Genomic DNA, 13,667 nt, shown 5'->3' on the forward strand with positions numbered 1-13,667 from the left:
CCATCCACGTTCACAACCACAGTGGCTGTTGGATCGTTCACTGTACCAGTGAGTGCTGGTGTGCTGTCATTCGTCAACACATCATCAAGTGCAACCACCGGCGGTGTGATGTCGGCAGAGACTGTGCCTGTATCTGGCAATGAAGTATTGCCTGCAGGGTCAGTCGCTGTTGCAGTCACTGTATCGCCATCCACCAGATTGCCCGGGTTTGGTACTGACCAGCTGCCATCTGTGCCTGCCACGACTGTTGCAGTGGTGCCATCAGGATATGTCACAGTCACTGTAGAACCAGGTTCTGCTGTACCGCTCACTGGGTCAGTTGCATTGATTGGATCAAGTACAGGTGCATTTGGTGCGGTGGTATCAATTGTTACCACTGCTGTATCTGTACCTGCATTGCCTGCTGCATCTGTTGCAGTCACGGTAATGGTGTGTGGACCATCAGTTAATGCAGGAAGTGTATTGTCTGCAAGCGTCCAGGTGCCGTCACCATTGTTCACTGCTGGATAGTCAACACCATCCACGTTCACAACCACTGTTGCTGTCGGATCGTTCACTGTACCAGTGAGTGCTGGTGTGCTGTCATTCGTCAACACATCATCAAGTGCAACCACCGGCGGTGTGATGTCGGCAGAGACTGTGCCTGTACCTGGCAATGAAGTATTGCCTGCAGGGTCAGTCGCTGTTGCAGTCACTGTATCGCCATCCACCAGATTGCCCGGGTTTGGTACTGACCAGCTGCCATCTGTGCCTGCCACGACTGTTGCAGTGGTGCCATCAGGATATGTCACAGTCACTGTAGAATCAGGTTCTGCTGTACCGCTCACTGGGTCAGTTGCATTGATTGGATCAAGTACAGGTGCATTTGGTGCTGTGGTATCGACTGTATAAGTTTGTGTATCATTAACAGTGCTGCTATTACCTACTGCATCAGTGAAGGTTACTTTGGCATCAATTGTTTTATCTGCATCCGCTGTTAAACCACTACCAGGCACACTTACTGTCCATGTACCTGCGGCACTGTCTACAGTTGCAGTATAAGTTACCCCATTAATAACAACTGTAACGGCTGTAGTAGCCGCATCTGAAGGAACGTTTGTCAGAACACCAGTAATCGTGACATTACCCGCTGCTTCTGATGCATTAATCACATTGTCAGCTGTTACTGAATCAACTGTGAAGTTAACACCATCGGTATTTGGGCCTACCGCATCAACCACAGCTGTTGCTGGGCCTGATGTATTGCCAGCAGGATCTTCTGTTACTGCTGTTACCGTATCGCCATCATTTAAGCCTGGGTTTGGCACAGTCCAAGTACCATCCGGTCCTGCTACAACACTTGCTGTACTACCGTCTGGATAAGTTACTGTTACTGTTGAACCAGGTTCTGCTGTACCTGTAATTGGGTCTGTCCCGTTAACCGGGGTCGATCACTGGTGCTGCTGGAGCAGCTGTATCAACTGTCACAACACCTGTATCTGTACCTGCATTGCCTGCTGCATCTGTTGCAGTCACGGTAATGGTGTGTGGGCCATCAGTTAACACAGGAAGTGTATTGTCGGCAAGCGTCCAGGTGCCGTCTCCATTGTTCACTGCCGGATAGTCAGTACCATCTACATTCACCACCACGGTTGCAGTCGGATCGTTCACTGTACCGGTTAACTCAGGTGTACTGTCATTGGTCAATACATCGTTAAGCGCTACTGTCGGCGCAACCGCATCAACCACAGCTGTTGCTGGGCCTGATGTATTGCCAGCAGGATCTTCTGTTACTGCCGTTACTGTATCGCCATCATTTAAGCCTGGGTTTGGCACAGTCCAACTACCGTCCGGTCCTGCAACAACACTTGCTGTACTACCATCCGGATAAGTCACAGTTACTGTTGAACCAGGTTCTGCTGTACCTGTAATTGGGTCTGTCCCGTTAACCGGGTCAATCGCTGGTGCTGCTGGAGCTGCTGTATCAACTGTCACAACACCTGTATCTGTACCTACGTTACCTGCTGCATCTGTTGCAGTCACGGTAATGGTGTGTGGGCCATCGGTTAATGCAGGAAGTGTATTGTCTGCAAGCGTCCAGGTGCCGTCACCATTGTTCACTGCCGGATAGTCAGTGCCATCTACATTCACCACCACGGTTGCAGTCGGATCGTTCACTGTACCGATTAACGCAGGGGTGCTGTCATTCGTTAATAGATCATTTAGAATAACTACTGGTGCAACTGCATCAACAGTAGCTGTACCTGGTAAAGATGGGTTGCCTGCTGGATCAGTAGCAATTGCCTCAACTTTATCACCATCATTTAAGCCTGGGTTTTGTACAGTCCAAGTACCATCCGGTCCGGCTACAACTGTTGCTGTGTTACCATTAGGATAGGTTACTGTTACTGTTGAACCAGGTTCTGCTGTACCTGTAATTGGGTCTGTCCCGTTAACCGGGTCAATCACTGGCGCTGAAGGAGCAGCTGTATCCAGTGTATAAGTTTGTGTATCGTTAACTGTGCTGCTATTACCTGCTGCATCAGTGAAGGTCACTTTAGCATCAATCGTTTTATCTGTATCAGCAACCAAACCGCTGCCAGGTACACTTACTGTCCATGTACCTGCTGCACTGTCTACAGTTGCAGTATACGTCTGGCCATTGATCACAACAGTGACCACTGTATTTGCTGCATCTGCCGGAACATTTTTCAATACACCTGTAACAGTGACATTGCCTGACGCTTCTGATGCATTAATTACATTATCAGAAGTAACAGAATCAACTGCAAAGTTAACACCAGCTGTATTTGGTGCAGCTGTGTCAACAGTCACAACACCTGTATCAGTACCTTTATTACCTGCTGCATCAGTTGCAGTCACGGTAACAGTGTGTGGACCATCAGTTAACGCAGGAAGTGTATTGTCTGCAAGCGTCCAGGTGCCGTCACCGTTATTTACTGCAGGATAATCAACACCATCAATAGTAACCACAACAGTCGCTGTTGGGTCACTTACAGTACCTGTTAATGCAGGAGTATTATCATTAGTAGAAACATCTTCAAGTACAACCGTTGGTGCAGTCGTATCAAGTGTATAAGTTTGTGTATCGCTAACCGTACTGCTGTTACCTGCTGCATCTGTAAACGTTACAGTAGCATCAATGGTTTTATCTGCATCAGCCTCTAAGCCACTGCCTGGAACATTTACTGTCCATGTTCCTGCTTCACTATCTACAGTTGCAGTATAAGTCACCCCATTCACAACAACTGTTACTACAGTATTGGTTGCATCTGACGGAATATTTTTCAAAACACCTGTAATAGTGACATCCCCAGCCGCTTCTGATGCATTAATCACATTGTCAGCTGTTACAGAATCAACCGAAAAATCAACCTCATCCGTATTAGGAGCAGCAGTATCAATCGTATAAGTTTGTGTATCTTTAACAGTACTGCTATTACCTGCCGCATCTGTAAACGTTACAGTCGCATCAATGGTTTTATCTGCATCAGCTGTTAAACCACTACCAGGCACACTTACTGTCCATGTACCCGCTGTTTTGTCTACAGTTGCATTATAAGTTACCCCATTAATAACAACTGTAACGGCCGTATTGGCCGCATCTGCTGGAATGTTTTTCAAAACACCAGTAATCGTGACATTACCTGCTGCTTCTGATGCATTAATTACGTTATCTGAAGTAACAGGGTCAACAGAGAAAGTAACTCCATCTGTATTTGGTGGAGTAGTGTCAGCAGGTGTTGAGTCATCATCATTATCACTATTCGATGCTGCAGCGATAATACCGCCCGCAACTAAAGGAATAGCTGCCCACAACCATGGGTTTACACCTGCATCGTGATAAAGTAATGGTTCAATTGAAGAAATAGGCTGGTAAATAACGTCAGATACCAACTCTTGTGGTGCTTCTGCCGGTAAAGCAGCAGGTAAATCCTCAGCTACCAGAGCTTGTGGTTCAACATCACTGTCTGCGTCAGCGTCCGCATCGGCATCGGCGTCCGCATCATTTTCAGCATCTTTGAATTTTGCCCAAATCAACTGTCCATTTTCATCTTGAAAAACAAGACTGTTATCTTTAGGCTCAGCTGTTCCACTAAAGAAGCCTTCAATAACAATAGTCTCGCCATTTTTCAGGCGAATGACTGCATTGGTCCCCTCCCTATTCACTACCAATACATCACTGGCAGCCACTTTTACCAATACGACCGACGCTTCTGAAAGCTTTGCAGAAGTTCCCTTGATTGTTGACAAGGTATCGTGACTATCCTTGGCAATAATTTGTATTTCAGGCATATCTGTATTCCTTTTATATTATTGATTTAAATGATTTTATATATAATTCTTTTTACTTAATCTTTCTAAGTTTTTGACCTACAACTTAAAAACATTAAGTAATGTGATCATTTTTACATTAAACACTTTAAAATAAAAAAAACAAATACTAAAGTACCTAAAGAAAAAATTTTAATTAATAGAAATTATATATAAGTCTTAGTTAAGTTTTTCTTAAGTTAATTTAATGAAAAATCACGTTAAACGTTTTATATATAAAACAAATTTATTATTTTTCTATTTACCATTTGTTGAAAAATCATTTAATTAAAATATTCATATAACAATTATTAATATCTTAATAAAATAAAATATATTATTAATGATATATATAGAAAAAAAAGGCTTTAGGTAATATTTTACTATTACACTAAAACCTCATTTTTAAATATCTTATAAATTTTAAAAATATTTATATTTAGAAATTATCTGGACTCTCAAATCTTTTTACTTCTTGTAACTTATTCGGATCATGCATTGTCGCAATTCCATCCTCAGTTTTTTGGTCTACAAGAATATCTGGATTATAAACGGTGATTGTTTCTCTACCCAGCGCATCCTCCCCCACAATATACTGAAAACCTCTTCGGTTCATCTTATGGCACAACCTTTGATAGAAGCCTTTTAAGCCTTCAGTTTCTTCGTTGGGGTTGTAATAAAAAGCATTCATCACAGCTGGTAAGCCTAAACCGCACACAATACCTGATAACAATACACTAATAAATGTATATCCAATCAGAATACTACTATAGGGACTTAAGGCAGGGATATTGGCTACTGCCAAAATCAATGCAAGTGAAATTCCTCCTCGTACCCCACCCCAAGATAAAATAGTCAAACTACCATTGTAGCTTTTGGTTCTACGCATTGTGGGGAAAAAAGCGAAAGCCATAAAGTTGGCAGCAAAACGAGAAATATGAAGAATAAAGAACGCAATAATACCGCCTAAAATCAGGCTAAAGTTTAGATCAAGAATAAATAACTCTAAGCCAATTAAAGTAAATAAGAATGAGTTAATAATTCCTTCCACTGTATGCCAAAAATGGTTAACCTCATGAATCTCCCGTTCTTCTCGTATTTCTTTCCATTTGTTTCCAACAATTAAGCCACCAATTACACAAGCAATCGGAGCTGATGCATGAGCAAACAAAGCGACTAAATATGTTCCACTTGCGAGTAAAGCTGTTGTTAAAATCAGGGACTCCATTTCGTGTTTACCACGTAATAAACGCAACCCTCCTACCCCAAATGCCCAACCAATCCCGACGGCGACAACAATTTCATAAAGTAGAGCTTCTAATGTCGCTACCAATGAAAAATGTTCACCCTGTAAAACATTAAGCAAAGTCATAAACAATGCAATACACATTGCATCATTAAATAATGATTCACCTTCTAGCTTAACAATTAAATGATGTGGTGCTCGAATCGAACTAAGCACACCTTTAATACCAATTGGGTCTGTTGCCCCTAAAGCTGCACCTAAAAGTAACAGCACCAGAATTGGCACATGATATCCAACCAGTAATTGGAATCCGTAGAGTAAACTACCAAACAATACAGCACAAAGTACTAAGGCAATCGTTGCCAAAATACTGATTTGCTTCCAATAACTTTTTAGATCTGAGATTTTAAATTTGAGTGCAGAAGAAGTTAGAATAAAACAAATAACACCATTAATTAAAAAATCATAAAAATCGATATGGCGTACTGCTTCTTCAATATTATGAATGTTAATGGTAATAAACTGGTTACCATTTAGTAGGCTGGCACCCCACTGTAGAATAAAGACAAAAATTGCTGAGACTAGAGGAACACCAATCGCCTGTGGAAAGCCTAAAATACGCTTATTAAAGATCGTGGTTGCAATTGATAGTGCAAAAACCACTGTAAAAGCTTGTAATAGAAAAAAATTACCCATGAATACCCTTCTTCTGGGTCAACGACCAAATAAACAACTTTGCTAGATCGACCAAACTTAATAAAAAGCTGACATAAACAATGCCATAATCATAAAAAACAGAAATTAGGATGCAAGTTTAACGAATTGATTGAACAATCTATCAATCTGTTAAATTTCTTAACATTATTTATAGTCATGATCGAAACAAAAAAGATGAGCTTATTAAATTATGTTTAACAAGACTCATCCTATAGAATTTTAAACTGGATTATTAAAAGTATCGCATTGGTTAATATCACCAGTTTTTAAACCAACCTGAAACCAATGCATGCGCTGTTCACTACTACCATGAGTAAAGCTATCCGGAACGACCTGACCTGTGGAACGCTTTTGTAAATAATCATCTCCAATTTTTTGAGCAGCATCCATCGCCTCTTCAATGTCACCTTGCTCTAAAAATTGAGTTCGCTGTTGATTATGACTCGCCCAAATCCCCGCTAAACAGTCAGCTTGTAATTCTTGACGAACAGATAATTGGTTACCTTCTCTTTGGCTGACTTGTGCACGGGCTTGCTGTACTTGTGACGAAATACCCAGCAAGGTTTGAACATGGTGCCCTACTTCATGTGCAACCACATAAGCTTGTGCGAAATCGCCAGCCTGATCTTCCCTAGAAAGTTCAGTTTGGTTCTGCTCACCAGAAATTCCCATTTGCTGACGCATATCTTTAAAGAATTCTGTATCGATATAAACCTTTTGGTCTGCAGGACAATAAAATGGCCCCATCGCAGATTGGGCAGTACCACATCCTGATTGAGCTATTCCACTAAACAAAACTAATTTAGGTGGCGTATAGCTTTTACCTAACTGTTTAAATATAGGAGTCCAGACGTCCTCTGTATCAGCCAAAACCGTTCCAACAAAATCCGAGGCTTCTTTTTGCTCGGCCGTTAAACTTTCTGGCGCAGTTGCATTTGATTGTTGTGAAGCAGTAACTTGCTGCGTTGCTTGATAAGCCTGTTGTGGATCAACACCAAAGAACTTCCACGCAACAAATGCAACAACTAAACCAATAATACTGATACCGCCAGCTCTAACACCGCCACCACCTCGACGGTCCTCAACATTGCTACTAATTCGTCGACCTTTCCAGCGCATAATTTCCCTCTTCTTTTTAGAATGGCATCATGAACCCGATGCTTTTTTAGGCCACATTTTTTGTATTAAGCTCACAATTAATAGAACAATTGCACCTGCAACAAGTCCTATTCCAAAGTTAATCAATGTTGGTGTTAAAGCACCAATGATGTTACCCACTGCTGGTATTGTTTCCACATGATCCACTGTGTCTTCAGTTAAGTGATGAAGCAATGGAATCGTATGATTAATAATCCCGCCACCCACTAAAAACATTGCAATAGTGCCCACGATTGAAAGTAATTTCATCAAAATAGGAGCAAAAGCTAATAGGCCTCGACCTATAGTTTGTTTAAATGAGGTCGACTGCTCTGTTAAAAATAATCCCAAATCATCAATCTTAACAATCATACCGACCAGGCCATAAACGCCAATCGTCATCACAACTGCAATAACACTTAAAACGCTTACTTTGGTCATTAAAGTAGCCGTAGCAACTGTACCGAGCGTAATCACCACGATCTCAGCCGATAAAATAAAATCAGTTCTTACTGCTCCTTTTATTTTTTCTTTTTCAAAAGTTGCTAAGTCTAATTCTTCAGTTTCAAGCTCTGCTTTTGCTTCCTCTGATGTAGAAGCTTTTTTATGCATAATGGTATGAAGAACTTTCTCTACTCCCTCATAACATAAAAATAAGCCTCCGAGCATTAATAGCGGATTAATAAGCCAAGGTGCAATCACACTAATTAACAATGCTAAAGGAACTAAAATAAGCTTATTAACAAATGAACCTTTGGCCACCTTCCAAACAATAGGTAGTTCACGATCTGCACGCACACCTGTTACTTGCTGAGCATTTAAGGCCAAATCGTCACCTAAAACTCCAGCAGTTTTCTTGGCTGCCATTTTGCTCATTAAAGCAACATCATCTAAAATTGTTGCTATATCATCTAGTAATAAAAGTAAGCCACTCGCCATTTCTTATCCAAGTTTGTATTTATTAAAGCTATTGTAAGATGATTTTTTTGAATTTCTGTAATTTTACTGAATAAATTCACAATATTATTTTAAGAAAAGTTTCCCCAATCGCTGACGAAAAAAATTTATTTCCCGTACAATAATGCCAATCTTTTATATTACAGGGCTTACTACCCCTGATTAAGCCAATACGATAGTGGAATAAATAATGAGTAATGTTGATCAGCGTCCAATTATTTTGACAGGCGACCGCCCAACCGGACAACTTCATCTTGGGCATTTTGTCGGTTCTTTGCGTTCTCGTGTAGGTTTACAGGATAGCCATCATCAACATCTCTTATTAGCAGATGCACAAGCATTAACAGATAATGCAGATAATCCAGATAAAGTTCGTCGTAATATTCTAGAAGTTGCTCTAGATTATTTAGCTGTAGGTATTGATCCAACAAAAACTACCATTTGTGTTCAATCTTGCCTACCAGCACTCAATGAACTCACAATGCTTTATCTCAACTTCGTGACTGTTGCGCGCTTAGAACGTAACCCGACCATTAAATCTGAAATTCAAATGCGTGGTTTTGAGCGTGACATTCCAGCTGGTTTCCTCTGCTACCCTGTTGCACAAGCGGCTGACATTACTGCTTTCAAAGCATCTGTGGTTCCAGTGGGTGAAGATCAGATTCCAATGATTGAACAAACCAATGAAATTGTACGTCGAGTAAATCGCCAAATCGGTCAAGATCTTTTGCCTGAATGTAAAGCTTTGCTTTCTAATATGGCACGTCTACCTGGTTTTGATGGTAAAGCGAAAATGTCTAAATCATTAGGCAATACCATCGTTTTAAATGCTTCTGATAAAGACATTAAAAAAGCTGTTAATGCGATGTACACCGATCCAAATCACCTTCGTATTGAAGATCCAGGTCAAGTTGAAGGCAATATTGTATTTACTTATTTAGATGCATTTGATCCAAATAAAGAAGAAGTTGAAGAATTAAAAGCTCACTATCGTCGCGGTGGTCTTGGTGACGGTACGGTTAAAAAACGTCTTGAAGGTGTCTTAAAAGAGTTAATTACACCTATTCGTGAACGTCGCGAAGAACTTGCTAAAGATCCTGACTATATTATGGATGTTTTACGTCAAGGTACAGATAAGTGCCGTCTTATTACTCAACAGACTTTAGACGAAGTTAAAGATGGTTTAGGTTTATTTAAATTTTAATCCTTTTTGAAAACTAAAAGCCCTTCGGGGCTTTTTTTATTTATTAGATTCAATAATATTCATTTTTTAGAATTACTAATGTATTGATAGCCATTCACAGGCTTTTACCCTATTAACGTGAAGTAACACTTATTAACGCTAATAGCGATGAAGAATATCTTAACTTTATCTATTATCCTCTATGTAGGTTACATCATATGAGCCTCACGACATTTCTCCTTAAACCGAAACTGTTTTTACAGATTCGTTGTTCTACGCAATGATCACCCCAATCATTGCGTATTTTTTTGCCTAAAAATTTTATTTATGAATTAGCTATACTTATAAAAATTCTGATTTTTCTTTAATAAATAAAAAAACACCGCATCATTTTTCAGATACGGTGCTTTTTAAGATTCAGCGTAAAGCGATTAAGCTAAACCTTTCTCTTTTAAAACTTGCAACATAGTTGAACCAAGCTCAGCTGGGCTACGAGTGTAAGCCATACCTGCTTTTTCAAATGCAGCGAATTTCTCTTCAGCAGTACCTTGACCACCAGAAATGATCGCACCAGCGTGACCCATACGCTTACCTTTAGGAGCAGTTACACCAGCAATGTAACCTACTACAGGCTTAGTCACGTTAGATTTGATGAATTCAGCAGCTTCTTCTTCCGCTGTACCACCGATCTCACCGATCATGATGATTGCATCAGTATCTGGATCGTCTTGGAACAATTGAAGCGCTTCGATTTGGTTCATACCTGGGATTGGGTCACCACCGATACCGATACAAGTAGATTGACCTAAACCAAGCTTAGTTGTTTGAGCAACAGCTTCATAAGTCAATGTACCTGAACGCGAGATGATACCAATACGGCCTGGTTGGTGAATATGACCAGGCATAATACCAATCTTACATTCACCCGGAGTGATCACTCCTGGACAGTTAGGACCAACTAAACGAGTACCGTTACCGTTAGTTTCTAAGTAGCGTTTTGCTTTAAGCATGTCGATTGTTGGAACACCTTCAGTGATCACAACGATTAGGCCAACACCTGAATCAACCGCTTCAACGATTGAGTCTAAAACAAATGGAGCTGGTACATAGATTACAGATGCATCTGCATTTGTTTCACGTACAGCTTCTTTCATTGTGTTGAATACTGGTAGGTCAAGGTGAGTAGTACCGCCTTTACCCGGAGTAACACCACCAACAACTTTTGTACCGTAGTCTAAAGCTTGTGCAGAGTGGAAAGTACCGTTTTTACCAGTAAAACCTTGTACCAATACTTTAGTGTCTTTATTAATTAATACGCTCATGATTGATACTCCCCTTACGCTTTAACTGCAGCTACAACTTTTTCTGCGGCATCAGACAAGCCGTTTGCAGAAATTAATTTCAAACCAGATTCATCAAGTAATTTAGCACCTAACTCAGCGTTGTTACCTTCTAAACGAACAACAACTGGAACAGTTACGTTTACTTCTTGAACCGCTGCAATAATCGCTTCAGCAATCATGTCACAACGTACGATACCACCAAAGATGTTGATTAAAACACCTTGTACAGATGTATCAGCAAGGATGATTTTAAACGCTTCGATTACGCGCTCTTTAGTTGCGCCGCCACCAACGTCAAGGAAGTTTGCAGGCTGACCACCATAAAGTTTAATGATGTCCATAGTTGCCATTGCAAGACCAGCACCGTTAACCATACAACCGATGTTACCTTCTAAAGCAACATAGTTAAGATCAAATTCAGATGCTTTTAATTCACGCTCATTCTCTTGAGATTTGTCACGTAAAGCAGCAACTTTAGGTAAACGGTAAAGCGCGTTAGAGTCGATACCTACTTTCGCGTCTACACATAAAATTTCGCCATTTTCACGAACTGAAAGTGGGTTAATTTCAAATAAAGCAAAATCATTTTCAACAAATGCTTGGTAAGCAGCTGTCATGATTTTTACGAATTGACCGATTTGTTTGTCTTTCAAACCTAAAGCAAACGCAACTTCACGTGCTTGGAATGGTTGTAAGCCAACTAATGGATCAACTTCAACTTTGATAATTTTTTCTGGAGTTTCTTCAGCAACTTTCTCGATTTCTACACCACCTTCTGTAGAAGCCATGAAAGTAATACGACGGCTAGAACGGTCTACAACCGCACCTAAGTAAAGCTCACGCTCAACTGGGTATACGTCTTCAGCAACAATAATGCTGTTTACTGGTTGACCATTTGCATCTGTTTGATACGTTACAAGACGAGTACCAATGATATTGTTTGCAAATTCGATAACGTCTTCTTTAGATTTTGCAACTTTAACGCCACCAGCCTTACCACGACCACCAGCATGAACTTGCGCTTTCATTACCGCGAATTTACCACCAAGCTGTTCAAATGCAGCAACTGCTTCGTCTGCATTGGTAGCCAAGATACCTTCTTGTACTGGCATACCATATTCTTTCAATAACGCTTTAGCTTGATACTCATGTAAGTTCATTTAGTTACCTACTTAACTTTGTTTGTTGTCTTCAATTTGCGCAACATTCTCATGTTACATATGCAAATTGCTGTCTACGTCTTTCACCTTGATGCTTTTTTAATCACACCATCGAATGTGAAAAAGAGCGGAGAACCCGCTCTTTATTTTATTTACGCTTACGTTGAATCGCGTGAATTGCACGACCATCTACAGCAAGTGCAGCTTCATGAACAACTTCAGAGAATGTTGGGTGACCAAAAGTCATCAACTGAAGATCTTCAACTGAAGATACAAATTCAAGAGCGATCATACCTTGGTGTACGATATCAGATGCTGCAGGTCCAATAACATGCATACCTAATAAACGGTCAGTTTTTGCATCAGCAACAAACTTAACAAAACCAGCACCTTCACCCGCCGCTAAAGCACGACCATTTACAGCAAAACCGAATTGACCAGTTTTAACTTCATGACCTTTTTCTTTAGCTTGTTCTTCAGTTAAACCAACCCATGCCGCTTCCGGATGTGTATAGATAACAGAAATGATTGTGTCATAGTTCACTTGAGCTGCATGACCATGAATACGTTCAACAGCCATTACACCTTCTTCCATTGCTTTATGAGCAAGCATTGGACCACGAACTAAGTCACCAATCGCGTATACACCTTCTACAGAAGTTGCACAGTGATCATTTACTTCAACTAGACCGCGTTCAGTCAATTTAATGCCTGAATCATCTGCCAATAAACCTTCTGCATAAGCTTTACGGCCTACACAAACGATTAATTTGTCAAAAGTCTGAGTTTTTTCTTCGCCGCCTTGAGTGTATTTAACAGTCACTTCACGACCATTAATTTCAGTACCAGAAACTTTAGCACCGATACGAATATCAAGACCTTGCTTAGTTAAAAGTTTTTGGTAGTCTTTTGCCAAAGCTTTATCAGCCATTGGTAAGAATGCATCCATTGCTTCAAAAACAACAACTTCAGCACCAAGACGACGCCAAACAGAACCAAGCTCTAAACCGATTACACCTGCACCAATTACACCTAAACGCTTAGGTACTTCTGGGAAGTTCAATGCACCAGTTGAATCAACAATAATATCTTGATCTACAGGAGCTACTGGAATATTTACAGGCACAGAACCAGACGCAAGAATAACGTATTTAGGTTCTAAAACTTGAGTTTCGCCTTCATGAGAAACGAACTCAACTTTTTTACCAGCAAGTAATTTACCAGTACCTTTTAACCATTCAATGCCATTGCCTTTAAGCAATTGATCGATACCACCAGTTAATTGGTCAACAATTTTGTCTTTACGAGCAAGAAGCTTAGCAAGATCAAAATTCACTTCACCTGTAGTGATACCGTGATCAGCTAAGTGATGTACTGTATCTTCGTAACGGTGAGAAGAGTCAAGTAATGCTTTAGAAGGAATACAACCTACGTTTAAGCATGTACCACCCAAAGATGGCTTACCGTTGTGAATACGTTTTTCGATACAAGCGACTTTAAAACCTAGTTGAGCAGCGCGAATTGCAGCTTCATAACCACCAGGACCACCGCCAATAACAACAAGATCAAATTGTTGAGACATTGTTTATCTCCATGGTCCGAGATAGAGG

9 protein-coding genes are annotated in these 13,667 nt (G+C 40.5%); 1 reads left to right on the forward strand and 8 read right to left on the reverse strand.

Annotation, left to right across the window (positions count from 1 at the left end; all coding sequences use genetic code 11):
• The 5 genes from J655_RS25765 to J655_RS17395 form a co-directional block, all read right to left on the reverse strand.
• Positions 1–1,403, reverse strand: a 1,403-nt coding sequence (locus J655_RS25765; RefSeq protein WP_416201984.1) for an Ig-like domain-containing protein, incomplete at its 3' end; no start/stop codon positions are given.
• Positions 1,404–1,416: 13 nt separating this feature from the next.
• Entirely contained in the window at positions 1,417–4,296 is a 2,880-nt protein-coding gene (locus J655_RS0104620; protein WP_416201983.1) for an Ig-like domain-containing protein, read from the reverse strand.
• 457 nt (positions 4,297–4,753) lie between these two features.
• Positions 4,754–6,256, reverse strand: coding sequence for a cation:proton antiporter (locus J655_RS17385; RefSeq protein ID WP_032052713.1), 1,503 nt, complete (start codon positions 6,254–6,256; stop codon positions 4,754–4,756).
• Between the two features lie 240 nt (positions 6,257–6,496).
• Entirely contained in the window at positions 6,497–7,396 is a 900-nt protein-coding gene (locus J655_RS17390; RefSeq protein WP_014207472.1) for a neutral zinc metallopeptidase, read from the reverse strand.
• A 27-nt stretch (positions 7,397–7,423) separates the two neighbouring features.
• Positions 7,424–8,353, reverse strand: coding sequence for a DUF808 domain-containing protein (locus tag J655_RS17395; protein ID WP_017482085.1), 930 nt, complete (start codon positions 8,351–8,353; stop codon positions 7,424–7,426).
• A 208-nt stretch (positions 8,354–8,561) separates the two neighbouring features.
• Here J655_RS17395 and trpS point away from each other — a divergent pair, with 208 nt between their 5' ends.
• Entirely contained in the window at positions 8,562–9,575 is a 1,014-nt protein-coding gene (gene trpS / locus J655_RS17400; protein ID WP_017482086.1) for a tryptophan--tRNA ligase, read from the forward strand.
• Positions 9,576–9,985: 410 nt separating this feature from the next.
• Here trpS and sucD read toward each other — a convergent pair whose 3' ends face one another.
• From sucD to lpdA, 3 genes are all read right to left on the reverse strand, one after another.
• Positions 9,986–10,876, reverse strand: a complete 891-nt coding sequence (sucD, locus tag J655_RS17405) for a succinate--CoA ligase subunit alpha (protein ID WP_000114637.1) — start codon at positions 10,874–10,876, stop codon at positions 9,986–9,988.
• Between the two features lie 14 nt (positions 10,877–10,890).
• Positions 10,891–12,057, reverse strand: a complete 1,167-nt coding sequence (gene sucC / locus J655_RS17410) for an ADP-forming succinate--CoA ligase subunit beta (protein ID WP_001048573.1) — start codon at positions 12,055–12,057, stop codon at positions 10,891–10,893.
• A gap of 148 nt (positions 12,058–12,205) precedes the next feature.
• Positions 12,206–13,639 (reverse strand): dihydrolipoyl dehydrogenase, encoded by a 1,434-nt coding sequence (gene lpdA, locus J655_RS17415; RefSeq protein WP_002116053.1) that lies wholly within the window; start codon positions 13,637–13,639, stop codon positions 12,206–12,208.
• Between the last annotated feature and the right edge of the window lie 28 nt (positions 13,640–13,667).

Origin of the sequence: Acinetobacter sp. 1294243 (genome assembly GCF_000588015.1) — a bacterium.
GTDB classification, from domain to species: Bacteria; Pseudomonadota; Gammaproteobacteria; order Pseudomonadales; family Moraxellaceae; genus Acinetobacter; species Acinetobacter pittii.